A 25,410-nucleotide genomic window follows, 5' to 3' on the forward strand; every position below is an offset into this window, starting at 1 on the left:
ATTACTTGAACTGTTTTAGGAAACGAAGATCGTTTTCGAAGAACGAACGTAGGTCGTTTACACCGTAACGAAGCATAGTTAGACGCTCGATACCCATACCGAATGCAAAACCAGAGTATTTCTCAGGGTCGATGCCTACGCTACGTAGTACGTTCGGGTGAACCATACCGCAGCCTAGTACTTCTAGCCATTTACCGTTTTTACCTTTCACGTCTACTTCTGCTGAAGGCTCAGTGAATGGGAAGTATGAAGGACGGAAACGAACTTCTACTTCTTCTTCGAAGAAGTTACATAGGAAGTCATGCAGTACACCTTTAAGCTGTGCGAAGTTCACGTTCTCATCAACTAGAAGACCTTCCACTTGGTGGAACATTGGCGTGTGCGTTTGGTCGTAATCGTTACGGTAAACACGGCCCGGTGCGATGAAACGGAATGGTGGTTTACCATTTTCCATCGTACGGATCTGAACACCAGATGTGTGAGTACGCAGCATCAAGTCAGGGTTAAAGAAGAAAGTATCGTGATCAGTACGTGCTGGGTGATCCGCAGCAATGTTCAGTGCGTCGAAGTTGTGGAATGCATCTTCAATCTCTGGACCAGCTTCAGTGCTAAAGCCTAGCTCGCCAAAGAACTTCTCAATACGCTCAACAGTACGAGTTACTGGGTGTAGACCACCGTTCTCAATACGACGACCAGGTAGAGTCACGTCGATTGTTTCAGCTGCTAGTTTCGCTTCTAGTTCAGCACTCTGTAGTGCATCTTTACGAGCTGCGATTGCTTGCTGTACTACGCCTTTTGCTTTGTTGATCTCTTGACCAGCTTCGCGGCGTTCTTCAGGTGGCAGTTTACCTAGGCTTTGAAGTTGAGTGGTTAGCTCACCTTTTTTACCTAGATACTGAACACGCACTTCATCAAGTGCGACTAGCGATTGTGCAGCTTCAATTGCTGCGCTCGCATTAGCAATGATCTCTTCTAGATGTTGCATCGTTTCCTCATCTACCTACGCCCTCTTTCAAGCAAAGCTCAAACCGAGTGACATAAGTGGTAGTATCCATAAGCGTCCCAATTGGGATCTTGGGTCTTTAAATAGCTGTACATAGTAACGAATGACAAGTCTAAATCCAATCTGAAATCACTATTCTCACTGTCTTTGCGTAAAAATTCGGCTCTAATATTGATTGTTTGAATTTTTATACCCACATCAAGGGATATAGACATGTGCAAAGGAAGTAAAAATGTCGTTAATAGTCAAACCTATCGTGGCTGAACAAAATCAAGAAATATGCAATATTATCAAAGTAGTAGGCGCTGAATTTGGCGCCATTGGCGAAGGTTTCGGACCATCCGATGCCGAAGTCGAGGCGATGAGTCAGTATTACACTGAAGAAAACAAAAGTTTGTATTTAGTCGCTACTCTGGATGGAAAAGTGGTGGGTGGTTGTGGTTTAGCGCCATTTAGCGGCTCTGATGAGGTATGTGAGCTTAAAAAACTATTTCTTTTACCGCAAAGTCGCGGACTTGGCTTAGGTAAACAACTGACCCTCGACTGTTTGAAATTTGCCAAGCAACAAGGCTTCAGTCAATGTTATTTAGATACACTGAGTTCCATGAAATCAGCAATCGCACTTTATGAAAAAGTGGGATTCCAGCATTTATCAGCGCCAATCGAAAGCACTATTCATGGTGGCTGTGATGTATGGATGATCAAACAACTATAATATCGCTAGCTGGTGCAACCCATATTGCCACCAGCTAATTTTCACTCACTTCACTTACTCGACACTCAGCCAAGCTGACACTCGGTTACGGCCTTCCGCTTTCGACAAATAAACCGCGTTATCTGCAACTTTGATTAAGTCGTGATAGCTTTCCATATACTCCAGACGCTCTGCGACACCGACGCTAATACTACCACGCCAATATGCACGACCCAGATCGAGTTGAAGTTCTGATATCGACTCTTGTGCCTGACGCGCAACATGCAACCCACCCTCTTGGTCGGTATTCGGACAGATAACAAAAAACTCGTCACCTCCCAAGCGGCAAACCACATCGTCATTGCGGAATTGGTGCCTAAGCAAAGTGGCGATTTCTTGCAATACTAAATCACCCGCATCGTGCCCGGCACTATCATTCACTTCTTTAAAGTGATCGACATCGATCATAATCGCGACTAAAGGCTCATTCTTGGTTAAAGCAATATCCCACAATTGCTTAAGTTGGCGCATCGCACAGCGGCGATTAGGTAACTCAGTTAATGAATCCGTTAGCGACAGTTCTTCCAATTGGTGATTTGCTTTGACCAATTGCTTGGTTCGCTCTTGAACCATATCTTCGAGGTTTTGGTTTAATTCAAGTAGTGCCTTGTTGCGTTCAGAAACCTGCTCGAACAAGCCCGTTAACGCAGCAAGTAACGGCTCAGTACTGCTGTCTGAACCGCGTTCTTCCTCTTCATACGCAACTCGAGGATCAATACCACGTTCAATCTTAGCCAATTGGCGCGACATATTTTTATCAATACCCAAGATATGATAAGCCAACCAATGGATTAAGAAATTAAGCAGCAATTCCGATGCGCGCTTATTTTCATCTGAAACGAAGCTTTGCATGCTGATGATCTCCGCCATAAAAGCGCGGTGGATTTTTACATGCTTATCTAAATGTTCAGAGTAAATGCCTCTCTTGCGCATCAATGCTTCTTCTTCACGAAAGTGAAATTCTGAGTATTGATAAAGTTCAAACAAGATAGTGCGAATATCCGCCATCGATATCGTATTTTCAGCAACTAAATCACCATAGCGGTTGATAATATCAACGAGAAACTGATGCTGCTCATCGACTTCATCAATGCCGGTCTCATAGCAGCGGTCCCATTGGAAAGAATTCATCAGCAAACCTCAAAACTTCTGTATGTGCTCACATGCACTTATATTTTTTGCATTATTCTATCCATTTTTTAACAAAACTCATTCATATTATGTAAAAAAAGGGAGCTCGATCTGCCCCCTTAGTTTATTTTTAGTTAATGGTGTAGTGGCTTAGAAATAATATTCTAGCGATAGCTCAATAAAGTCATCTTTTCTCGCGAAGTAGAGTAAGTCTGACGGGGTTTGGTTTTCAAATAACCACGCGTTCACTCGCCATTTAAAGTGATTGCTTAATCGACTGGATGCTTCAATTTTTGCATTGTAGACATCACTGTGATCAAGGTCTTGAGTGACACCAAACAAGACTTCACTGCTCGCTTCATCATTGAGAACTAAGCGGCTACCGATAAACAGATCATTTTGGCCAATAGATTGGGCATTCTCACCTCGGCTGTCGTAGAGATATTCTGCGATCCAACCAATATCCCAAACCGACTCAAACACGCCCACACTGGTATATTCAAAACCACCTACAAAGCTAGTGTAATTCTCTAAGGTGTCGCGATAAATACCCTCAAACTTCCAGAGCCAATCACCGACAATACCTTGTAGATCAATACCAAGCTGCTTTGATTGAGCATAAAATGGCGTCAATTCTAATCCGTCACCAGTCGGTGTCACATTGAAGTAAGGATCTCGATTCGTACCGTGAAAGTAACTTAAACCTAAATCCCAATCATCAAGCATAACCGAATAACGCAGGGCGTAGTCAATGTGTTGATCCTCACGAGAAGATTGATAGCGCGCATGCTCAGAAACAACTAATGGCGATCTAAGCCGTCCATCTTCACCAGCAAAAGTACGCTCTCTGAAATAGGGCAACAATAGTGCATCGACTGTCCCCCACTCCTTGATCGCCGTGAGATGTAACATGGGTTGCCCAAGCTTTTGCTCTCCATCCACTGATTCAACACCATCGGTCTGATTGACCACATCGACTAAGTGCGTCGATTCCGTCACACCCCAAAATAGTTTGCTGACCCCCACTCGAATCTCGTAGTCATCCCAATAACTGAGAAGCAATGCTTCTCGTAAGTCACCATGACTGCGTTGATCATCTAAGCTATCGTATCGATAAAAAGGCGCAAACGTGAAACTAACATCACCACTAGACGTCTCCCAATAGAGTTCAGGATTAATGACTAGCGAACTCTGTCCCTTATCTTGCCCTTGTATGCCTCGCTCGATGTATTGACGATGTTCAAGGTTAATTTGCCCCCCCAACTCGACCGCTTTGGCTGACAATGATACCAATACCGCTAAGATCGCTGGGTAAAATGTATGAGAGATACGACTAAACCTCATAATTTACTACCTTATTCGCTTTAGAACGTTTTTCTGGAAATCTTTCTCCGTCAAACCGGTTTGAAATTCCATCGCACTGGTTTTCAACTCGGTCGTCTTACCCGAGAGATGATTTACCATAACCATCTTATGAGCGCGCCAATACTTGTTGAGATACTGCTGATAGTCGTGGAAAGTTAATGTTTTTAACAGGGCGCCGCGACGGTCATAGAATTCCACTTTCATAGGGCGATAGTGCTCGCTGTCTATCCAAGCGATTTGCTTGGTGTAGCCAGAGTTTTTATCGGTCGGAATTTGCTCTAGAACATACGTTTCAACACCGTTTATCTGCTCTTGATTTAGATAGTTGAAGCTGTATTTCTCAAGTTCAAACGAACTCAAATCTTCATAAGAAAACTCACTGCCCATAAATGGCCCCGACTTGTTACGGGAAGAGATTCGTTTCACACGTTTTAGTGCCGGCAAATAGAGCCATTGGTCGTCCGCATCAGTAATATGGGAATGATTTAAAAATGCAGTTCCTTTAACATCTCTTGGCTGGTCAAAAATCGTCAATCCTTTATCACCATCCCCGTGCACCTCAAGGTTTTTCGAACGCATTAAGCGGGTGCTACTCGTACCTTGGGAGTCAGTTAAAATCATTTCCATTATCGATAAAGAATCACCCCAACCTTGGTCGCGCTCTTTACGCTCTTGTGCAATTTCAAGTCCTCGAGTTGCATCTGCCCAAGCAACATTACTCAAGCTAGCTAGAGTAAGTGAAGCTATCGCGGCTCCTGTTATCCATTTCTTCGCTACTGTATTCATCATTTACTCCTTGTATTTAGTGACTTTGGTTCGGGGTCAATTTTGCAACTGTAGGCTCTGTTTTCGGGTACTCAGCCTTATCAAATTTCATTAGCAGTGCTGGCAGCAAAATAAAGTCAACCACCAGCGCAAGGAAAATCACGATAGCACTCAACATGCCCATATCGGCGTTGAGCCTAAAGCTAGACATAGCGAGGATTGAGAAGCCAGCGACTAGAACCACAGTGGTAATCCAGAGTGCTCGACCAACGGTTTGGAAGGCATAACGCACTGCTTGTTCCGCATCTTGGCCCATTTTGCGCGCTCGTTGATATTTTGAGAGGAAATGCACGGCATCATCGACCACTATTCCCAGAGTCAATGTGACTACCACCGAGAGACCCAAATTGATCTCCCCTGAAATCAATGCCCAGATCCCGAAACCAATCACTGCTGGCGCAATATTCGGCACTAAACTAATCACTCCCAAACGCATGGAACGCAAGGCAAAAATCATCAAAGCCGAAACCAAAATTAGAGTGATCGGCAAGGTCGTCAGCATGCTCTTCATGTTCGTTTCACCGATATGAGCAAACATTAGACTCGGGCTTGAAGCGACCACTTGATATTGAGGCGCATGGTTGTCAAACCACTGATAAATGCGATTTTCTAAATCAACCAGTTCTACACTTCCTAGATTCTGAATCGTCACCACCAGCTTCGCTGAGGACTTATCGATACTGATCTGGTTATTGAGATCTAATCCAAACGGCAACGACATTTCATACAACAGCAAATACTGCGCCGCCAATTCTCGGTCTAACGGTAAACGGTAGTAACTTTGTTGATCGCCATGCATGTTTTTATTCAAGCGCTTATAGGTATCTGAAAGAGTCGCGACATGATCCACTTCCGGTTGTTGGCGTAACCACTCAGTTAAGTCTCCTAAGGTTGATATAAATTGCGGGGTGGCGATCCCTTGCTCTTCACCAGACTTGATCGCAATACTGATGTTGGTCATGCCACTAATACTTTGCTCCATGAAATCCACCGCTTGGCGAAAATCATGGCTTTGATCGAAGTATTTTACTGATTCATCGTTAACTCGATTCAGTGGAATTGCGGCGGCAGCCAGACAGATAACAACGATAGAGCCTGGCAATAATGGCTTGCGATACGCGATGACAAAATCGGCCAATTTATCAAACATACCGTGTCGTTGTCCGTGGGTTTCTTTTATTGCGGCGAATTTGATCGGCAGTAATTTCAACAAAGCTGGTAACAGTGATAACGACAACACACATGCCAGCAGGACACCTAAAGCAGCAAAGTTTCCGAAGTCCCTTAGCGCTGGGGAATCGGACATATTCATCATCAAAAATCCAATGGCGGTAGTCACTGAAGTGACCAAAATAGGCATAGTGTTGACCGCAATACTATGATTAATTGCCGAAACTTTTGTGTCGCCTTGTCTCATTCGCTGACGCATCGTTGCAATTACATGAACACAATCTGCGACAGCGAGTGTCATTATTAACGTTGGGATATTGGCTGTCGCCGTTGAAATAAACATCCCTGCCCAACCAGTCAAACCGAGTGTCGATGAAATCGAGGCGATAATAACGACGAGAGTGGCAACAACGCTTAGAAATGAGCGCAACATCAGCGTGAGAAAAAGCAGGATGACCATAAACATTGCGGGAACTAGTGTCTCGCTATCTCCTTGTGCTGAAGCCATGAAAGCATAGTTCTGCGCAATGACACCCACTTTATAAAATTCAACCTGCGGATAACGATCTCGGTATTTATTCACCATCTGATCGACAAACTGGTTAACTTCCATCGATTCCGCTGTTTTATCAATTTCCGGCGACTGAATAGTGATATTAATCACCGAAACCGCCCCAGAGGCAGCAATCATCGAATCAATCAATGCTGGCTCATTGAGAGCAATGTTCTTTACCTCAGTAATACGATCAATCGTTAGTTCAATATCTTCACTGAGTAAATCAGCGACAATCAAATCATCATCGACCGCTTCGGTATGTTGATAATTAGCGAGTGAGTCCACCCGACTTGAATAGGGTACTTGCCACGCATCTTCTGTAATCTGTTGAATTAAAGTCAGTATTTCGCGAGAAAAAATCTGACTATCGTTAGGTGCTATAACGATAGAAATATTGTCAGACTTAGAAAACGTTGCTTGTATTTCATCAAAGGAGCGTAATTGGGCGTTATCTTGATCAAAGAAAATTTCGTAGTCTCCTTCAAAATAAAGATTTTTCGCACCGAAGGTTGCGACTACAACTAATAACAATGATACGAGTAAAACTTGCCAAGTTTTGCGGGTTGGTAACGTAACCCACCTTTGAGGTTCAGGCTGATTGGTATTCATCACATTCTCCATTTGTGACGTTTCGTCAATATAATTGAAATAAAAACCAGAATTAACTGGTTTAACAATCAACTACCTTGTTACGGCTAACCTCAGACAGGCTAGCACAATCAAAAGTGACGAATCGTCAGTAAATGGCATTTTTAAAGCCCCGAAGGGCTTTAAACTATTAACGACCAACCGATTGGAGATATTCTATTTCATCTTTGAATAACTCTTGCTCTACACGTTGCCATGTTTTGCGGTAATCCCACTCACTAGAAAGAGGCTTCCAATTTAAACCATCTAACAACATGTTGGCGTTATTTAGTACCGTAAATGGATCCTGTAAACGACGTATACAATGGCTTTGAGATGCATTTTGAGCTAATGCATTCGATCCAAAAGCTATCGACCAGTTGGCAAATACAATTGAATCAGAGCCAATGCCAGCAGAAAACCTCAAGTCTCCGGATTTTACCGCGTTTTGCACCAAACCATCAGCGTAAGAAATCACTTGCTCTTCAAGATCATTCATTTGCTTGACCCGTTCTGGTGAAGCTTTTTCTAGCACCCAAGGGCTTTTTGCCATGATCGCACAAGTAGATAGTACAGGTTCAATGCGAGCGTAAATACGATAACTTACGTGCATCGCAATCACCTGCTCTCTACTGTTTCCCGCAAACTGTTGAGCGCGAGCAAAAAGCAGAGCCTCAGATTTAAGCGTATGAATACATAACGCAATAATCACATCTTCTTTACTGCAAAAATGGTTGTAAATCGTTCCTTTCGAATAAGAGCTCAAGGCGGTTAACTTATCCATTGTTAAGTTACTAAAGCCTTGCTCTTGTACTAGTGACTTAGCCAATAGCACTAACTCTATTTCACGATCTGCAATAGCCTGCTGCTTTTTACTTAAGCTCTGCTCTTTTTTGTCACAACAAAAGCCAAACATGATTTAACTGCCTGTGTTCATACATCCTTAGACAGTAATTATATCATGTTTAAAATCCACTAACGAATCCATTTAATGACGCTTCGTCACTTTTGACGCTTCGTCATAATATTGCAGATATGCATCAAGTTCAAGTGCGTTGATAAATATTTTTGATTGTATTGATAGATCTTGATTTTGCTAAACTAATTAATAGCAGTCACTTAGACAAGGAATTAGGATGAAATGGATTTTATCATTGTTACTCATTGTATCTAGCGTCACTTCTTATGCTGGTGAGTGGTCAGTCAAACTGATAGCGGATAGCCTTAATGTTCCTTGGGGCATAGCGGAAATCGATCCAAAACGGGTCATGGTGACTGAGCGTAACGGCCGAGTTGGAATCCTAAATTGGCATTCTGGTGATTATCAACCAATTCTCAATTTTCCTAATGTTGTGGCCACCGGACAAGGCGGGCTTCTCGATGTTGCTCGATCACCATTTAAACCGGGTGAGTACTACTTTACGTATAGCCGCGATGTCTCCTCCGGTATTGAAACAGTATTAGCAAAGGGGCAATTAGTCGAAAATAAGCTGATTAACCTTAAAGATATTTTTGTCTCTTTTTCTGGCTCAACCTCAGGTCGACATTATGGAAGCCGCATCACCTTCGACGACTCACATATCTATTTGTCGATTGGAGATCGAGGCGAGCGAAGCAACGGTCAAAACTTGCAAACCCATGCCGGTAGCATCATCCGTCTGATGCCGGATGGCGCTGTCCCTTTAACCAATCCATTTGTCTCTTCTAGTGAGATCGCCAGCGCAATATGGAGCTACGGACATCGCAATCCCCAAGGGTTATTTTATGACCAAAGTAATAACAAACTATGGTCTGCTGAACACGGTCCACGTGGTGGTGACGAGATCAATTTGATATTGAAGGGAGAAAACTACGGATGGCCTATCACCTCACACGGGAAAGAATATTGGGGGCCTATTAGTGTTGGGGAGGCCACCGACAAAATAGGCATCCAATCACCTCGTAAAGTTTATATCCCATCAATCGCGCCCAGCAGTATGGTGCTATACCGCGGTAAGCGTTATCCCGAGCTCGATGGAAAACTTCTGATTGGAGCTCTTAAACTCACTCATCTAAACATTGTTGAGCTTGATGCAAATGCAGTCGGCGATGAGTCTCGTATCTTGGTGGAGTTAGGGGAAAGAATTCGCGCATTGTTAGTCACATCCAATGACCGGATTCTATTTTCAACCGATAGCGGTAAGATCTATCAACTATTGCCAACTCAAGGTTTATAATTAAAGAATTAGCTCTGGGCTTTCGGTCCATTTAATCCGGTTCCTACCAGAGCTTTTACATTGGTACATCATCTGATCTGCTGATTTGAATAGCGATTCAGCCAAGCGTTCAAATTCTACATTTATATACTGAGCACGATTAACTTGGGTAAAAGATCCGCCAATCGACACTGTGACAACATCGTGTTGGGCGTTACCTTTGTGTTCGATCGTAGTGGTTTCGACGGAACGACGTAGCATTTCACCAACGTGTTCTAATTCTTCGATATTCCTGCGGCAACAAAGAATGACAAACTCTTCTCCACCATAGCGAAACGCTAAATCAACATTGGTCAATTTAGATTCTAGTTGTGTGGCAACCTTAATAAGCGCTTTATCACCCTCCATATGCCCGTATATATCGTTATAAGCTTTGAAGTTATCGATATCACAAATCATCAATCCAACAACTCGGTCGGTAGCAAGGTGCCGTTGTAAATACGGAATAACGGTATTGGTGTACTTATAACGCGATCCCAATCCCGTTAAAGAGTCTGCATTAGATTTTGCACGTAACGAATCAAATTGCTGATCTATTTTGAGTAGTAATGCTCGATAAGCTCTGGTGAGTTGGCCGATTTCATCCCCTCGCTGCAACTCCGGGTATCCATCTAAGTCTCGATAGTTAAGAGAGGTTGTCATGCTCGTAGCGAGCTTTTTCAATGGTTGGGCGATCCAGTAAACTGTCCAGAATACGACGACTAAAGCCAAGATAATTGCAATACAGGCTTCTCTAATGATGGTTTTAGCTAAATTAACCTGCACCTCTTTTAATTCTTTCGCGTCAAAAACGGCCCAGATAGATCCACCTTGCTTATTGTTCAATGGTAAAACGATATGCAAAATATACTGATGACTATCTAATAAATAGTCCGTTTCTAGTTGATTGGGCTTATGCCAATCAAGCACAAATTGGGAGGAGATTTGACTACTAGACTTGACGAGATGATGATCCGCGCGGGCTTTTTCCAGTAAATATTCTAGCTTACGCGATTGCAAAGTATCTTGTGTGTCCAGTTGATTCAACAGATATTCAAGCTTGTTCACTTTAGATACGGATTTGTATAGATCTGCTTGTCTTAAGTCTGCTCGCCATACGGTTGCAGTTCGTGGGACGTATCGAACTATCACTGATTTATGGCCAATATCAGACACCCCCGAAACTTCAACAAACATGACATTACCCATCAAGGCAAAATGATTATTTACGGATGGTAACGTCATGGATGCGTAACTGGCGTTACCAACCGACTGGGAAAAGGACTCAACGTGAGCTTGTAAAGCTTGTTTGGCTAGAGTGGCAGAAAAATAGACTTGCCGCTCCCACTCGCTTTCGTATCGCGCGATACTCATCCCAGAGATAGTCACAGCGGCCAATAGAAGGTGAGTGAGAAAAAGAGTTTGGCTAACTGTCAACTTTCTTACCAGTGTTATCATAACTGCCTATCCTGATACGGGCACACTCTCAGTGGTTAACAAGCAGTGTTGGCCAACGTAAAGACTATTTTTACGTTTGAATAGAGGAACAATAGCCAACTATCCATAAAATGATTCTAGATACCTAGTTTAAGCCCCCTAATATTCGCTGCCTTTTATCGCATCTCGAGCATTCAACTTACGCAGGTTACTCCAGTATGGCTTACTGGCTTTTATATCGTATTGCAAATTGTAAACAAGGTTAAATCTTATACTGTAATTAGCGCATCATAATACTCAGCATGCGTGGCATGTCGAAATCTGAATTGTAGATTGCAGTATTTGCAGTGAATAATATTTAAAAATGGCGAGCCAGCATTTGCTGTTGGATTGGCAGTATTGAGATTGATATGAACGAAAAAGCCCTGACCAATTGGCCAGGGCTTTTTCGTTTATATTGGAGCGACACACGAGGTTCGAACTCGTGACCTCAACCTTGGCAAGGTTGCGCTCTACCAACTGAGCTAGTGTCGCATCAGCCATCTAGGCTATTTACCTAAACAACTCAATGGGTTAGATGGTGCCCCGGGCCGGACTTGAACCGGCACAGCGCGAACGCCGAGGGATTTTAAATCCCTTGTGTCTACCAATTCCACCACCAGGGCACACAAATCTAAATCTGTGTGGGTTTACTGAAGTAAGTAAGACACCATCTAGTTATCGACTTTAAATCGCTAACTTTTAATTTGGAACGACTCAGCTGGATTCAGTCACGAGGTTACTCGTGCAAGCCAATCATTCCAATAAAACTTGGAGCGACACACGAGGTTCGAACTCGTGACCTCAACCTTGGCAAGGTTGCGCTCTACCAACTGAGCTAGTGTCGCAAGATGGAGGCGCCTCCCGGAGTCGAACCGAGGTCCACGGATTTGCAATCCGCTGCATAGCCACTCTGCCAAGGCGCCATCTCTATCACCCTTGAGAACTTTGTTGAGTTCCTCTTGGGTACGGGATGCATTCTACGGATTCGCACTGATGAGTCAACACTATTTTTCGTTTTTTAAATCGTTTGAACAAAATACAATCAAAAGCCGTTAAATTGCTCACTTTATTGGCAATTCAATCGCTTATAAAGCTAACTTAAAGTGGTTTTCTGTTAATTAGTTGCCCTACTACCAAAGCAAATTTTCAACATTGGGATATAAAAAAACGGGCTAATGCCCGTTTTTTTTAATGATGCTCTTCGTTCAACAGATCATCTTTAGCTGCTCGTAGGTATTGCACCATAGACCAATAAGTCAAAACGGTTGCTACATACAAGGCTGCATAACCAACCCAAACCATCACGTCATTGTGTTGCCATATCAATAACCACAGAGCCAACATTTGCGAGGCGGTTTTAACCTTGCCCACCCATGAAACGGCGACACTCGCACGTTTACCGATCTCTGCCATCCATTCACGTAGCGCCGAAATGATGATCTCTCGAGCGATCATAGTTACAGCTGGGATGGTAATCCAGATGGTGTGGTAATCTTCCGTAATTAGGATTAGTGCGGTAGCAACAAGCACCTTATCCGCAACAGGGTCAATAAAAGCACCAAAACGAGACATTTGTCCAAGCTTGCGTGCAAGCATGCCATCAAGCCAATCGGTGAAGCCGGCTACCCAGAAAATCATCGCGGCAGCGAATGGGGCCCAGTGGTAATCTAAATAAAACGCTACTACGAAAACTGGAATAAGGAACAGTCGCAGTAGAGAAAGGATGTTCGGGATGTTAAAACGCATATTATTGGCTCTTATGGTGTGCGTATTTCGCTGTTTGCTACCTAAAAAACAGGCCCTTATGGTGCTGGATTTTTACTATTGTTTCAATGCTTGATAAATGTTTTCTGCTAAAGAATGACTAATACCCGGCACTTTGGCGATTTCTTCTACACTTGCTCGTTTTAACTCCTGTAACCCTCCTAAGTACTTGAGTAAGGCTTGTCGACGTTTGGGCCCTACCCCTTCTATTCCCTCTAACGCACTTGTTCGGCGAGTTTTACCTCGCTTTGCTCGGTGACCAGCAATTGCATGATTATGGCTTTCGTCGCGAATATGCTGCATAAGGTGTAACGCAGGCGCGTCACTCGGCAAATGGAATTCGTCACCATCTGTTGTGATCAAGGTTTCCAAACCTGGCTTACGAGTTACCCCTTTAGCAATACCAATTAATCGAGGTCGCTTAGGCCAATCACCCCAATACTGACTAATGATTTCATGTGCTCGATTAAGTTGCCCTTTACCACCATCAATGAAAACAATATCGGGTATTTTCTCCACGTCTAATTGCTTTGAATAACGGCGCTCTAGCGCTTGCCCCATCGCTGCATAATCATCACCGCCTGTAATGCCCGTAATATTGTAACGACGATATTCTTGTTTTACAGGACCTTCTTGATTAAACACGACGCAAGATGCGATGGTGCTCTCACCCATAGTGTGAGAGATATCAAAACATTCCATGCGCTGAATCGAATCTAAGCCTAATAACTCTCTCAACTCTTTAAAACGTTGAGAAATAGTCATTTTATGATTGATCTTGGTCGTGATTGCGGTTAACGCGTTAGTGTTCGATAATTTTAAGTATCGAGCTCGAGTGCCAGTTGGGTTGATATGGAACTGAACTTTACGTCCCGCAATGGATGACAATGCCTCTTGCAGAGAACTGGTATCTTCCAGCAGACCTTGATTAAGGATAATACGTGTTGGTACCGTTCTCGCTTCATTGTGGCTAAGGTAATATTGACTCAGAAAGCTATAGAACACTTCTTGCTTAGTTGTATTATTCGGAATTTTGGGGAAATGGCTTCGACTACCAAGCACCTTTCCTTGTCTAATCATCAAGATATGAATACAAGCAATGCCATTTTCCTGCGCAAACCCAAGCACATCCAAATCGTCCATAGAATCTTCAGAAACAAACTGCTGTTCCTGAACTCTACGTATCGCCTGAATTTGATCGCGAAATTTAGCCGCCTCTTCAAATTTAAGTGCACGGCTGGCTGTTTCCATTTTCCCTATCAAGGTTTCTAACACTTGCTTATCTTTGCCACGCAAAAATAGACGCACGTATTCGACTAATTCTTGATATTCCTCATCAGAGATAATGGTACTTACGCAAGGTCCCGCACAACGTCCAATTTGATACATCAAACACGGTCTTGTTCGGTTAGCGTAGACAGTGTCTTCACACTGGCGGACAGGAAAGATTTTTTGGATTAGATGCAGTGTCTCTCTAACAGCACCTGAATCTGGATAGGGGCCAAAATATTCACCTTTACGCTTTTTGGCACCTCGATGCATAGATAAACGAGGATGCTTGTGCGCACTTATGAATATATAAGGGTAAGATTTGTCATCACGAAGCAATACATTGTACTTGGGCAAATACTGCTTAATGTAGTTGTGCTCGAGAATCAGCGCTTCAGTTTCGGTATGCGTGACCGTCACATCGATTTTATCAATATGACTGACTAACGCGCGAGTTTTCTCACTATCCACTTGCTTGCGAAAGTAACTAGAAAGGCGCTTTTTTAGATCTTTTGCTTTGCCGACATAAATAACAACCGACTCGGCATTATACATTCGGTAAACGCCGGGTTGGTTGGTTACAGTCTTTAAAAAAGAAACCGAGTCGAAAGATGAACTCACTACAAAGTCTCGGTATCTAGCATTCCATGTCGGATAGCAAGGTGAGTTAGCTCAACATCGCCACTGATACCTAATTTGGCAAACAGGCGATAGCGATAGCTATTCACGGTTTTCGGACTCAGGCTCAACTGCTCTGAAATATCCGTTACCTTTTGACCTTTAGTGATCATCATCATGATCTGCAATTCACGCTCAGACAGATCGGCAAACGGGTTTTCCGATGCTGGAGAAAATTGACTTAACGCCATCTGTTGAGCAATTTCAGGTGAAATGTATCTCTGGCCGCTATTAACGACTCGAATTGCATTAACCATCTCATCGGGACCTGCGCCTTTGGTTAAATAACCAGCGGCACCTGCCTGCATCACTTTGGTCGGAAACGGATTTTCCGTATGAACAGTTAAGACAATGATTTTCATATCTGGATTGAAACGCAAGATTTTCTTGGTTGCTTCTAAGCCACCAATACCCGGCATATTCATATCCATCAAGACAACGTCAGCGTGATTGCTTCGGCACCACTTTACTGCGTCTTCACCGCTTACAGCTTCCCCTGCTACGTTCATTCCACGGACGTCTTCAATTATACGTCGTATCCCTGTGCGAACCAGCTCGTGATCATCTACAAGGAAAACACTAATCAATCTTGTATCTCCACACTATTGTTTTGGCTCTGCACCCACCGAGGACAGTGGATAGCAACTTGGTTGCCTAGTTTAACTCAAAAATGAAAATTTCATTACTCCGAATATGTGCGCAAACGCAAAGTTTAGCAAGTACTAATTTTAGGATATCGAATCAGTCCGGCAAATATCCCGAAGAAGGGCACTTTTGTGATGATGTATTAATCATTTCCCGACAGACGAACTTAAAATAAAGTAACGAATAGTCATAGCGTTACGCTATACGGCATGTTTCAGCCCAGACTTGAGAGTAATCGCCATTTTTATTTTGTTACATCGATTGAAAATGAAACCAATTTCATTTATTTTTCACGCTGTGGTAATTAACCAATTGCTGCGTTTCTGAATGCTAATGTGTAGAAATTAGCACGGTATAACATTAAGGACATATTATGAAAAAGCTTCTAGCGGTGGCTGCTCTAGCTGCAACTCTTCCTCTATCTCAAGTTGCTATGGCTGATCAGGACATCGGTTGTGGTCTAGGTACTATGATTTTTGACGGCAAGTCAGGTAAAGTATTTAAAGTACTAGGTGCGACTACAAACGGCACTTCTGGTAACCAAACTTTTGGTATCACATTTGGTACTCTTGGCTGTGACGGCAACGGCACTATCTCTTCTTCTGAGAAACTAGCTCTATTTATCGATGGCAACATGGATAACCTAGCTCGCGACATCGCTAAAGGCGAAGGTGAGACTCTAGCGACTCTATCTGAAGTTTGGGGCGTACAAGAAGCTGACAAAGCAGCATTCAACACTCTAGCTCAAGAAAACTTCGCAGAAGTATTCAAATCAGAGAACGTAACTTCTCAAGAAGTATTTGCTAACCTAAACAACCTAGTAGCTGAAGATTCAGCACTAGCTGGTTACGCTATCTAATTTCAACTTAAGTTGAACTCAAAGTGCCCTCGTTTGGGCACTTTTTTGTAACTGTTTAGAGAGTTAAGTGTTTTACCCTACGCCAAAATACTCAACTCTCTAAATACAAAACATTTCTACGGATTTGAATGAAACATTCACTGATTTCTAAAGTACTGCTCGCTGGATGTGGGTTAAGTGCGGCATCTTTTTCTTCATCTGCAGCGACGTCGTTCGATATCGAATCTCTTGCTCAAGATCCTTATTGGTTGAAATTAGGCCATTATATTCCTAATACTTTTTCTGGCTATAAAGGCACGGTTGATAGCGATGAATTCTATCTATCGGATCAAGGTGAAAGCTCTCCACAAAGCGAACTGCAAGCAACCATTGATGCCCTTTACAATCAAGACCAATCCGTTGCCCTACAGAAGCGTTGCGAATACCCAGCTCGCTATACTTGGCTCGAGGCCAAACAAGGTCGAAGCGCTCAGTTAGATTGTCCGGAGCTTGAAACTTGGCGCGAGGTATTGGATCCAGAAGGAATGACGCTGGTTTTCCCTACCGCCTTTATGAACAATCCGTCATCGATGTTCGGCCACACTTTGCTAAGAATTGATGCTAAGGATCAAACCCGTCATAAAGAATTGGTCGCGTTTGCGATTAACTTTGCTGCTGAGCCGGAAACTCAAGACAATGCAGCGCTGTATGCTATCAAGGGTTTAGTGGGTAGCTACCCTGGCCGCTTTACTGTCATGCCTTACTATCGCAAAGTTAGAGAATATAACGACATTGAATCTCGTGATATTTGGGAATATAAACTCAAGCTAAATGAGCAAGAAGTCGAACGTATTCTCCTCCACCTTTGGGAAATGCAACGAGCAGAATTCGATTACTACTTCCTTGACGAGAACTGTTCATATCAATTGCTCGCGTTGCTAGAACTGGCTCGAGATGATCTGCAACTGATCAACAACTTCCCATTGCATGCCATCCCTTCCGATACGGTTGAAGCACTTAACAATGCCAACTTACTCGAACGCCCAGCTTATCGCGAATCTTTTGGTACGCGTTTATTGCATCAAGCCAATGAAATTGATCCTGAACTTTTCGATGCTGCGATTCTCGCTAAGCAAGGTGAGTTTCCAAGTGCCGATGAATACAGTGAAGAAGAGCGCGCAGCCATACTCGAATTTTCTTATGAATGGCTCAACTTTGAACTGTATGATGTAGGGCTAGAGCGCGATCCAACGGCAAAACGTTTAACTGAGTTACTCTATCAACGCAGTCGCATCAAAGTAGACTCGCCATTTAGTGAAGTACCGACTCCAGAGATTTCACCAGAAAAAGGCCATGCATCTGCTCGTGCTGGACTCGGTTATCAATACAGCGATTATTATGGTGCAATGATGACCTTCGAAGGCCGCATCGCATACCATGATTTACTTGATTCACAGCAAGGATTTATTCCTGGTGCCAAAATCAGTTTCTTAGACACGCAATTAAGTGTCGATGAACAAGGGACTTCTCGCCTCGATCGCTTCTACTTTATTGACGCAATGGCACTTGCACCAAGCAATCGTGTTTTTGATAGCTTAGCTTGGAATGCTCGCATCGGTTACGACCGTATGCCAAATGAAGGTAAGTTGGAAAGCCGCTGGTTTGGTCAAGGTGGTTATGGTAAAGCGTGGGGAGATGCCGAATCACTGCACTTCTATGGCTTACTGTCAGCAGAAGTCAGTGGCGGTGAACTGACTGATTACGATGCCACATTGGGTGGTGGACTAGAAGCTGGGATGATTTATCAGGTCGCAGAGAGCCATCGCATTGGCCTTCAGGGACAATACCTAGCACTTGTCGATAGCGATGCAGACCAAAATGCAAAAGCGACCGCAAGTTGGCATTGGCAAATTGAACGTAACTTCGCCCTACGCAGTCAAGTAAGCTACCTACACTGGGGTGAAGAAGAAGTCACGGGCAAGCTAAACGCCTACATCTACTTTTAATCCTCTGCAAGAAAAGCTTCTCTCTGCATCTTGCAACAACTTAGGTATATAATAGGGCGAGCAATCGCCCTTTATTATTTCTACAACCCTGAAATATCAAGTGCAATCAGGCGATGATTTAGATCTACCCTTTATAGTACAGGACTTTTCTTTGACCATTCATCAAGGCTTCTTACTCACTCGACAAGCTCGTGACATACATGGCAAACCCCAAATCGAATTGTGGGTAACAGGAGAGTCCGGTCCCAATCAATTGTTGATTGAAGGAGAGCGACCGGTATTTTTCATTGCGCAGAAAGATCAACACTCCGTCAGTCTAGTCACAAAACAGCTTAAAATTGATTGTGAATTCAAACCTCTCGAATTAAAGCATTTTGATCAAACGCCACTGACTGCTTGCTACTGTCAGAGTATCAAAGAATCACAAAGACTCTCTCAACAGCTTGAACAACACGATATCGCGAACTTTGAAGACGATATTCGCCTTGCTGATCGCTACTTGATGGAACGTTTTATTCAAGGTGGTATTGAATACACAGGGGCAATAAAGCCTCAGCAAAACTATTTATCCATTAGCCAAGTTAAGTGTCGAAAGTCTAATTACACCCCTGCGCTAAAAGTTGTTTCGCTGGACATTGAATGTTCAGAAAAAGGGATTCTCTACTCGGTTGGCTTAGATAGCCCAATGGACAGCCGAGTCATTATGATCGGAGAACCCCAGCAGTGCGATACCCCAATTGAATGGGTTAAAGATGAAAAAGCCTTACTTGAAACGCTGATTTTCTGGTTCAAACAATACGATCCTGATGTCATCATTGGCTGGAACGTCATCGATTTTGACTTTCGTCTGCTGCATAAACGCGCCGAATGGCACAAGTTAAGATTACTTATTGGTCGGGCGAACCAAGCGAGCTTTTTCCGGACTTCGAATACGACTCAACAAGCATTTATCTCGATTCCTGGACGTGTTGTTTTGGACGGTATCGATACTTTAAAAACCGCGACTTATCATTTCCGTAGTTGGTCACTTGAATCCGTCTCACAAGAGCTACTTGGTGAAGGTAAGCAAATCCATAACGTGCATGATCGAATGGCGGAAATCAACCATATGTTTCGCCATGATAAAGCCTCTTTGGCGCGCTATAACCTACAAGATTGTGTGCTAGTAAATAAAATCTTTACTCATACGCATTTGCTTGAATTCGCTATAGAGCGTTCCAAACTCACCGGTGTCGAGTTGGATCGTGTCGGAGGCTCAGTCGCAGCCTTTACCAACCTGTATCTACCTCAATTGCATCGTGCAGGATACGTCGCGCCAAACCTTTATCCTGAAAATTGGCTTGCCAGTCCTGGCGGATACGTCATGGACTCGATACCCAATCTCTACGACTCAGTTTTAGTTCTCGACTTCAAAAGTCTCTACCCTTCTATAATTCGCTCATTCTTAATTGACCCGATGGGTTTGATAGAAGGTTTAAAGCAACCTATCGGCAAACAAGAGAATCAAGCCGTACCTGGCTTTAGAGGGGGGCAGTTTCATCGTACAGCGCACTTTCTTCCCGAGATGATCGAGAAGCTGTGGGCTGCTCGTGATATCGCAAAGCGCAACAATGATAAAGCGTTCTCGCAAGCGATAAAAATCATCATGAACTCATTTTATGGCGTTCTAGGTTCATCTGGTTGTCGCTTTTTCGATACTCGCCTTGCGTCGAGCATCACCATGCGCGGGCATGAAATCATGAAGCAAACTAAAATCTTGATTGAAGCCAAAGGATATCAAGTTATTTATGGTGATACCGATTCAACCTTCGTTTCCCTTAACGGCCAATTCTCACAAACTCAAGCTGACGAGATTGGGCAGGAGCTTGTGGGCTATATCAACCAATGGTGGAGCGACCATTTAAGCCAGGAATACGCGCTTAATTCAATTCTAGAGCTCGAATATGAAACCCATTACCGTAAATTCTTAATGCCAACCATTCGCGGCCAAGAAACAGGTTCAAAGAAACGCTACGCAGGCCTGATTGGTGAAGGCGAAAATGAAAGGTTGATCTTTAAGGGACTAGAGAGCGCGAGAACCGACTGGACCCCACTATCCCAGTCATTCCAACAACAACTTTATACGATGATATTTCATGGTGAGTCTCCAGCCGCATTTGTTAGGCAGTTTGTTGAACACACTTTAGCAGGACAATATGACGACCGCTTAGTCTACCAAAAGCGGCTAAGAAGAAAGCTTAGTGAGTACCAAAAAAATGTTCCTCCGCAAGTACGCGCTGCTCGTATGGCAGATGAAATAAACAGCCAACTAGGCCGACCATTGCAATACCAAAATCGCGGACAAATTGAATATCTCATCACCCTAAATGGGCCAGAACCAAAAGAGTACTTGAAGAGCACCATTGATTATCAGCACTACATTGAGAAGCAACTTAAACCTGTTGCAGACGCGATATTGCCTTTCATTGGTTTAGACTTTAAAACGTTGAGCGAACCACAATTAGGATTGTTCTAACATCATTTCGCTACGACTATGATTACGATTAGCAATGTAACACTTCAACTCAGGTTGATATAGTGACTTACTATAATACCAACCTTGAATAGCAAGATGATTTCGCAACGGAATGCGCTCAAGTTGCTCTTCTGTCTCAACCCCTTCAATAACAACAGATAAATTTAAGTCTTGAGCGACACTAATCAAGCCATTAAACACTTTCTGTCCTTTCACATTTCCTAATGTCCCAATGAAAGAGCGGTCAATCTTGATTACGTCGATGTCAAACATCGACAAATAGCTTAACGAAGAATACCCTGCACCAAAATCATCAACACAAATTTTCGCGCCTACTCTGTGCAGAGCGTGCAGTGATGCTGCGACTTTCTCACGGTCCGTAAGTAAGGACTCCTCTGTAATCTCAACATGGATATACTCGCCTACGCGGCTAATATAAGCGGTGAGCTGCTTCATCAACTCACTATCTAAAATTGTACCTGCGGTTAAATTGACGCTAGTCGGGATAGCCCAACCTTCGGCAATCGCAATTTTCAAGTCATGTACAGCCTGTATGACAACCCAGCGATCAATATCTTTCATTAATCCTGCTTGTTCAAACTCAGGCAAAAATGAACCGGGATATTCAATATTTCCCTGTTTATCTACACACCGAATTAGTGCCTCACAGCCAATCACTTGTCCGGTTACGCGACAGATTTGTGGTTGATATTGCAAGCAAAACTCTTGGTTACTAAATGCTTGAAGCTTCAATTCTAATTCTTGTTCTCTCTTTTGCGCTAGAGCCATCTGACTAACGCGGTCATCACTTAATGTGTGCGCTTCTTCCGCTCGGCGCGAATATGTTGTATCCAAAGATGAAAATAATATTGTCTTATCACCTGTTGTTCTATTTAAGAATAATACAAATGGAATATAGACCAAACATGAAACGAAAATATTGAAAAGCTGAAGGAAACAAGCATTTATATCTCCCTGAGTAACAATCCAGGCATTAAAAAACACAGGACTACTAAAGGGCATACCCGTTACCGGCACCTGAACTAAGCCACCACCAATCGCCAGATAGGCAATAGCCGTATTTATAACCGGAGCTAAAAGAAAAGGAATAAACAAACGAGGATTAAATATTATTGGCAAACCAAACAACAAGACTTCATTAATATTTAGCAAACCTAGAGGCAAACTAGCTAATGCAATTAGTCGATGAGCCTTATTATTACTAAAAAACAGCAACGCCAAAACTAATCCAAGCGTCGCCCCTGCTCCACCTAAAAAAGTAAATGCTGCCATGGAAGAATGATTCAGAATATAGTCTGTGGTGCCGTTCAAATACATTTGATATTGCGCAGAATCAACAGCACCTTGCAGTACATCAACCATTGGCAGCAATGCGTAGTAACCATGAATACCCACAAACCAAAACAGGGAATTAACCATAGCAAAAACTACGCCAAAACCTAGCGGAGAGTCATCATAATTAATTGAAAACAAGTTAAAAACATCACTCGATTCTATAGCGATGATCAATGTAGAATTCACTAACAATACTATGATCCCGACAATAATCGACGGCAAAATCAAATTTAGTGATTCTTTTACAATCCGGCCAAGGTGATTATTAGTAACAAATTTCATCCAGCGCAAACTATAGATATAGGCAATCAATGGTACGGCGTATAAAGGTGTCACTAAGGATATAAGCAATTCAAATACGACTGTTGTATCTCGAACGCCAAAAAGCTGGTCAAAAATAGAAAGGTAAACAATGAGTACTAACGCGATAGGCGGGCGAGGTAAACGCCAACGCATAGCTAATATATAAGAGAGTGCCGCAGTCAGTAGTATAGGGAATAATTCATTGACGAAATAATACAACTCAAACAGGGACTTTACCCAAGGCTCATCATTTCCAAATAGAAATTCGCCCAAAGAAGCGGAAAATAACGTTAAGGAGATAATCATCAAGCAAGGTAATATCCACAACAAGCTTTCTCTTATTGCGGACAACTGTTCTGCCACTATTGCTTTAAAACTATCGAAATATTGACCTAATGCATTTGCCAATTTGAAGCTCATCCTTGAACAACACGTTGACCGATTATAAATTAATTTATTTCAATACTTTGTGATAAGTTTCAATTTAAGTACTGAGCATAGAAAATAGTGAGACATTAACGCCAGATTACTTTGCTTTATGTGATGTACATCAAACGAAGTTAACCTAGCCAATTCTAAATTCTGTTTTTTGATACTGCTTTGATAACCATCCGCCAAATGAATCGATCATTCCGACAATCGAACGTTTAGCAATAACTCTTGCTGACAACATAATCACTAACCGTTCTACTTCGACTTGCATCTCTGGGTGATAGTGCAAAAAGTGTTTCCCGCAATCTATTGGTGAGTCATACCAAGCGCGATCTCTGGGTATAACCAGACCATAGCTTGCTCTGAGCATTTTTTTTGCAATTAGACGTTGAATCGCGCCGAGCTCTTGCTCATCTTTCGCCCGCACCACTCGATTTCTATATACCGTTAGCCAATCTTCGATATCCATATTCCAATGTTTAGCGATCTCCCAGCTTGGTTCATAGTCACCAAAACACTCAGATAGGTTTTCGCCGTACACACAAACCGCGCAGTGGCGTAATAAGAACCCCCATGAAAAAATGCTTTCCAGTGAAGCCACTTCACTCACCAAGGCCGTTTTGAAGCTAATTTCGGTGATGTGCGGATATTGTTTCTGAAAACGCCACTTTACTGTATTGAATAAAGTGGAACGATGAGAGCTAAACTCCTGTTGTGTAACAATTATTACATCCAGATTTGACCGAGATGGTGTTGCTCGCTTACGTGCTACACTGCCATAAATATAGATACTATGCAGATTGCTACCCAACCCCGAACGCAGCGCCGTCACTAATTCGGTAACTGCTTTACTATACTCAGGTTGGAAAGGTTGTTTGGGATCAATTGCCGATAAAATCATCAAAGAATCTGAAGCTAATTCACTTGGTCGAACATAATCTCTCACTGGGATGTTTCAATCAAGACCAACACGTGCTTTATTCCACGTTTGATACGATTTCAGTTATTGTCGAGGATCGTATAACGAGGATATAATGCCGCCCTTATAACTCATATGAAGGAAATTGTTCATGCCTAAGGCAAGTGAGCTAAAGAAAGGTTTTGCGATTGTTGATGCAAACGGCAAAACTCTGCTAATCAAAGATATCGAAGTGACGACTCCTGGTGGACGTGGCGGCGCGAAGATTTACAAATTACGTTGTGTTGACCTAAACACAGGTGCGCGTGCAGACGAACGTTACAAGTCAGATGACGTTGTTGAAACTGTTGATATGTTTAAGCGTGCTGTATCTTTCTCTTACGTTGACGGCGACGAGTACATCTTTATGGACAATGAAGATTACACGCAATTCAACTTTAAAAAGTCAGATATCGAAGACGAACTAATGTTTGTGACTGAAGATATCAAAGGTGTGATGGTAGTACTAGTAAATGGCTCTCCAGTTGCTATCGAACTACCAGCTGCGGTTGAGCTAGTTATTGAAGAAACTGATCCTTCAATCAAAGGCGCTTCTGCGTCTGCTCGCACTAAGCCAGCTCGTCTATCAACTGGCCTAACAGTACAAGTTCCAGAATACATTGCACAAGGCGATCGTATCATTGTGAACACTGCTGAACGCAAATACATGAGCCGTGCATAATTATGATTGAACTGATTTCTTACGATGACGTGATTGACACCGCTTATGACATTTTCTTAGAGATGGCGCCAGATAACCTAGAAGCGGCTGATGTCATTTTATTTACTGCGCAATTTGAAGACCGTGGTGCAGCCGAGTTGGTTGAAACAGGTGACGATTGGGTAGCACACGTTGGTTTTGACGTTGACAAAGAAGTGTATGCAGAAGTGCGTGTAGGTCTAGTTAACGAAGAAAGCGATGTACTGGACGACGTATTCGCTCGACTGCTCGTAAGTCGTGATCCAGACAATAAGTTCTGTCATATCTTATGGAAACGTGACTAAGTCAGGTTTCGCTAGAGACAAAAACACCCAAGCATGCTTGGGTGTTTTTCTATTACTTGACTTACATTAACAACGATTTATTTGCCGTCAATATATACCCCGTGACAAGTAATAAAGAAGAATCGATCCTTCGACAGCAGAATTAGCTTTCGCCTTTAATAGTCTCTACGCGAGCTTTTAGTTTTTGCCCAGGACGGAAAGTCACTACGCGTCGTGCGCTAATCGGAATGTCCTCACCTGTTTTAGGATTACGACCAGGACGTTCGTTCTTCTCGCGCAAGTCAAAGTTACCAAATCCTGAAAGTTTCACTTGCTCGCCATTCTCAAGCGCTTTGCGAATCTCTTCAAAAAATGCCTCAACCGTTTCCTTGGCATCGCGTTTACTGTATCCAAGCTTTTCAAACAGGTTCTCGGCCAAATCGGCTTTTGTGAGCGCCATAGAATTATCCTCAAAAGCTGTTTCAAACATCACTGCCTTTCAGCAGCGCCAAAGCATT

General features: G+C 43.0%; 20 protein-coding genes and 4 tRNA genes. 7 read left to right on the forward strand and 17 right to left on the reverse strand.

Annotated elements, in window-relative coordinates; genetic code table 11:
- Window position 1: 1 nt before the first annotated feature.
- Window positions 2-985: a phenylalanine--tRNA ligase subunit alpha gene (gene pheS / locus IRQ95_RS01555; RefSeq protein ID WP_075649911.1), complete on the reverse strand. Its 984-nt coding sequence runs from the start codon at window positions 983-985 to the stop codon at window positions 2-4.
- A gap of 250 nt (window positions 986-1,235) precedes the next feature.
- On the opposite strand from pheS, the gene IRQ95_RS01560 reads away from it, so the two are divergent.
- A complete protein-coding gene (locus IRQ95_RS01560; RefSeq protein ID WP_194435256.1) occupies window positions 1,236-1,718 on the forward strand; it encodes a GNAT family N-acetyltransferase in 483 nt (160 codons plus the stop codon).
- A gap of 54 nt (window positions 1,719-1,772) precedes the next feature.
- Here the strand turns inward: IRQ95_RS01560 and IRQ95_RS01565 are convergent, their stop codons facing one another.
- From IRQ95_RS01565 to IRQ95_RS01585, 5 genes are all read right to left on the reverse strand, one after another.
- On the reverse strand, window positions 1,773-2,888 hold the full coding sequence (locus IRQ95_RS01565) for a GGDEF domain-containing protein (RefSeq protein WP_194435257.1): 1,116 nt from the start codon (window positions 2,886-2,888) through the stop codon (window positions 1,773-1,775).
- A 150-nt stretch (window positions 2,889-3,038) separates the two neighbouring features.
- On the reverse strand, window positions 3,039-4,232 hold the full coding sequence (locus tag IRQ95_RS01570; protein ID WP_194435258.1) for a hypothetical protein: 1,194 nt from the start codon (window positions 4,230-4,232) through the stop codon (window positions 3,039-3,041).
- A gap of 6 nt (window positions 4,233-4,238) precedes the next feature.
- Complete coding sequence (locus IRQ95_RS01575) at window positions 4,239-5,042, reverse strand: outer membrane lipoprotein-sorting protein (RefSeq protein WP_431358044.1); 804 nt, start codon at window positions 5,040-5,042, stop codon at window positions 4,239-4,241.
- A gap of 13 nt (window positions 5,043-5,055) precedes the next feature.
- Entirely contained in the window at window positions 5,056-7,413 is a 2,358-nt protein-coding gene (locus IRQ95_RS01580; RefSeq protein ID WP_228481059.1) for an efflux RND transporter permease subunit, read from the reverse strand.
- A gap of 169 nt (window positions 7,414-7,582) precedes the next feature.
- Complete coding sequence (locus IRQ95_RS01585; protein WP_194435260.1) at window positions 7,583-8,347, reverse strand: TetR/AcrR family transcriptional regulator; 765 nt, start codon at window positions 8,345-8,347, stop codon at window positions 7,583-7,585.
- Between the two features lie 220 nt (window positions 8,348-8,567).
- Between IRQ95_RS01585 and IRQ95_RS01590 the strand changes: the two genes are divergently transcribed.
- On the forward strand, window positions 8,568-9,647 hold the full coding sequence (locus tag IRQ95_RS01590; protein ID WP_194435261.1) for a PQQ-dependent sugar dehydrogenase: 1,080 nt from the start codon (window positions 8,568-8,570) through the stop codon (window positions 9,645-9,647).
- Here IRQ95_RS01590 and IRQ95_RS01595 read toward each other — a convergent pair whose 3' ends face one another.
- The 8 genes from IRQ95_RS01595 to uvrY form a co-directional block, all read right to left on the reverse strand.
- Entirely contained in the window at window positions 9,648-11,123 is a 1,476-nt protein-coding gene (locus IRQ95_RS01595) for a GGDEF domain-containing protein (RefSeq protein ID WP_194435262.1), read from the reverse strand.
- Window positions 11,124-11,560: 437 nt separating this feature from the next.
- Window positions 11,561-11,636 (reverse strand) — tRNA-Gly (locus IRQ95_RS01600).
- A 44-nt stretch (window positions 11,637-11,680) separates the two neighbouring features.
- Window positions 11,681-11,767, reverse strand: a tRNA-Leu gene (locus tag IRQ95_RS01605).
- Between the two features lie 146 nt (window positions 11,768-11,913).
- Window positions 11,914-11,989: transfer RNA gene (locus tag IRQ95_RS01610), tRNA-Gly, on the reverse strand.
- Window positions 11,990-11,993: 4 nt separating this feature from the next.
- A tRNA-Cys gene (locus IRQ95_RS01615) sits at window positions 11,994-12,067 on the reverse strand.
- Between the two features lie 265 nt (window positions 12,068-12,332).
- Window positions 12,333-12,890 carry a CDP-diacylglycerol--glycerol-3-phosphate 3-phosphatidyltransferase gene (pgsA, locus tag IRQ95_RS01620; RefSeq protein WP_194435263.1) on the reverse strand — a complete coding sequence of 186 codons (558 nt, stop codon included), beginning with the start codon at window positions 12,888-12,890 and terminating at the stop codon, window positions 12,333-12,335.
- Window positions 12,891-12,965: 75 nt separating this feature from the next.
- Entirely contained in the window at window positions 12,966-14,798 is a 1,833-nt protein-coding gene (gene uvrC / locus IRQ95_RS01625) for an excinuclease ABC subunit UvrC (RefSeq protein WP_194435264.1), read from the reverse strand.
- Window positions 14,798-15,442, reverse strand: a complete 645-nt coding sequence (gene uvrY, locus IRQ95_RS01630) for a UvrY/SirA/GacA family response regulator transcription factor (protein WP_194435265.1) — start codon at window positions 15,440-15,442, stop codon at window positions 14,798-14,800. Before uvrY ends, uvrC begins: the two co-directional genes overlap by 1 nt.
- A gap of 431 nt (window positions 15,443-15,873) precedes the next feature.
- Here uvrY and IRQ95_RS01635 point away from each other — a divergent pair, with 431 nt between their 5' ends.
- The 3 genes from IRQ95_RS01635 to IRQ95_RS01645 all read left to right on the forward strand — a co-directional run bounded on the left by IRQ95_RS01635 (window position 15,874) and on the right by IRQ95_RS01645 (window position 20,859).
- The gene (locus IRQ95_RS01635) at window positions 15,874-16,359 is read left to right on the forward strand and encodes a DUF3015 domain-containing protein (RefSeq protein ID WP_194435266.1); all 486 of its coding nucleotides are present in this window, start codon (window positions 15,874-15,876) and stop codon (window positions 16,357-16,359) included.
- A gap of 128 nt (window positions 16,360-16,487) precedes the next feature.
- Entirely contained in the window at window positions 16,488-18,344 is a 1,857-nt protein-coding gene (locus IRQ95_RS01640) for an Lnb N-terminal periplasmic domain-containing protein (RefSeq protein ID WP_194435267.1), read from the forward strand.
- Between the two features lie 151 nt (window positions 18,345-18,495).
- Window positions 18,496-20,859, forward strand: a complete 2,364-nt coding sequence (locus IRQ95_RS01645; protein WP_194435268.1) for a DNA polymerase II — start codon at window positions 18,496-18,498, stop codon at window positions 20,857-20,859.
- Here IRQ95_RS01645 and IRQ95_RS01650 read toward each other — a convergent pair.
- Both IRQ95_RS01650 and IRQ95_RS01655 read right to left on the reverse strand, forming a co-directional pair.
- Window positions 20,845-22,926, reverse strand: coding sequence for an EAL domain-containing protein (locus tag IRQ95_RS01650; RefSeq protein WP_228481062.1), 2,082 nt, complete (start codon window positions 22,924-22,926; stop codon window positions 20,845-20,847). The two genes, IRQ95_RS01645 and IRQ95_RS01650, sit on opposite strands and share 15 nt — an antisense overlap.
- A 157-nt stretch (window positions 22,927-23,083) precedes the next feature.
- Window positions 23,084-23,851 (reverse strand): nucleotidyltransferase domain-containing protein, encoded by a 768-nt coding sequence (locus IRQ95_RS01655; protein ID WP_194435458.1) that lies wholly within the window; start codon window positions 23,849-23,851, stop codon window positions 23,084-23,086.
- Between the two features lie 169 nt (window positions 23,852-24,020).
- On the opposite strand from IRQ95_RS01655, the gene efpL reads away from it, so the two are divergent.
- Window positions 24,021-24,590: an elongation factor P-like protein EfpL gene (gene efpL, locus IRQ95_RS01660; RefSeq protein WP_194435270.1), complete on the forward strand. Its 570-nt coding sequence runs from the start codon at window positions 24,021-24,023 to the stop codon at window positions 24,588-24,590.
- A gap of 2 nt (window positions 24,591-24,592) precedes the next feature.
- Entirely contained in the window at window positions 24,593-24,913 is a 321-nt protein-coding gene (locus tag IRQ95_RS01665; protein ID WP_194435271.1) for an HI1450 family dsDNA-mimic protein, read from the forward strand.
- A 142-nt stretch (window positions 24,914-25,055) separates the two neighbouring features.
- Here the strand turns inward: IRQ95_RS01665 and ihfA are convergent, their stop codons facing one another.
- Window positions 25,056-25,352 (reverse strand): integration host factor subunit alpha, encoded by a 297-nt coding sequence (gene ihfA, locus IRQ95_RS01670; protein WP_075649928.1) that lies wholly within the window; start codon window positions 25,350-25,352, stop codon window positions 25,056-25,058.
- Window positions 25,353-25,410: the final 58 nt, after the last annotated feature.

Origin of the sequence: Vibrio fluminensis (assembly GCF_015278125.1) — a bacterium.
Taxonomy (GTDB): domain Bacteria; phylum Pseudomonadota; class Gammaproteobacteria; order Enterobacterales; family Vibrionaceae; genus Vibrio; species Vibrio fluminensis.

Coding starts and splice junctions, on each gene's coding strand:
- pheS (WP_075649911.1), bottom strand. CDS start 985: ATGCAACATCTAGAAGAGATCATTGCTAATGCGAGCGCAGCAATTGAA.
- IRQ95_RS01560 (WP_194435256.1), top strand. CDS start 1,236: ATGTCGTTAATAGTCAAACCTATCGTGGCTGAACAAAATCAAGAAATA.
- IRQ95_RS01565 (WP_194435257.1), bottom strand. CDS start 2,888: ATGAATTCTTTCCAATGGGACCGCTGCTATGAGACCGGCATTGATGAA.
- IRQ95_RS01570 (WP_194435258.1), bottom strand. CDS start 4,232: ATGAGGTTTAGTCGTATCTCTCATACATTTTACCCAGCGATCTTAGCG.
- IRQ95_RS01575 (WP_431358044.1), bottom strand. CDS start 5,042: ATGATGAATACAGTAGCGAAGAAATGGATAACAGGAGCCGCGATAGCT.
- IRQ95_RS01580 (WP_228481059.1), bottom strand. CDS start 7,413: ATGAATACCAATCAGCCTGAACCTCAAAGGTGGGTTACGTTACCAACC.
- IRQ95_RS01585 (WP_194435260.1), bottom strand. CDS start 8,347: ATGTTTGGCTTTTGTTGTGACAAAAAAGAGCAGAGCTTAAGTAAAAAG.
- IRQ95_RS01590 (WP_194435261.1), top strand. CDS start 8,568: ATGAAATGGATTTTATCATTGTTACTCATTGTATCTAGCGTCACTTCT.
- IRQ95_RS01595 (WP_194435262.1), bottom strand. CDS start 11,123: ATGATAACACTGGTAAGAAAGTTGACAGTTAGCCAAACTCTTTTTCTC.
- pgsA (WP_194435263.1), bottom strand. CDS start 12,890: ATGCGTTTTAACATCCCGAACATCCTTTCTCTACTGCGACTGTTCCTT.
- IRQ95_RS01635 (WP_194435266.1), top strand. CDS start 15,874: ATGAAAAAGCTTCTAGCGGTGGCTGCTCTAGCTGCAACTCTTCCTCTA.
- IRQ95_RS01640 (WP_194435267.1), top strand. CDS start 16,488: ATGAAACATTCACTGATTTCTAAAGTACTGCTCGCTGGATGTGGGTTA.
- IRQ95_RS01655 (WP_194435458.1), bottom strand. CDS start 23,851: ATGATTTTATCGGCAATTGATCCCAAACAACCTTTCCAACCTGAGTAT.
- efpL (WP_194435270.1), top strand. CDS start 24,021: ATGCCTAAGGCAAGTGAGCTAAAGAAAGGTTTTGCGATTGTTGATGCA.
- IRQ95_RS01665 (WP_194435271.1), top strand. CDS start 24,593: ATGATTGAACTGATTTCTTACGATGACGTGATTGACACCGCTTATGAC.
- ihfA (WP_075649928.1), bottom strand. CDS start 25,352: ATGGCGCTCACAAAAGCCGATTTGGCCGAGAACCTGTTTGAAAAGCTT.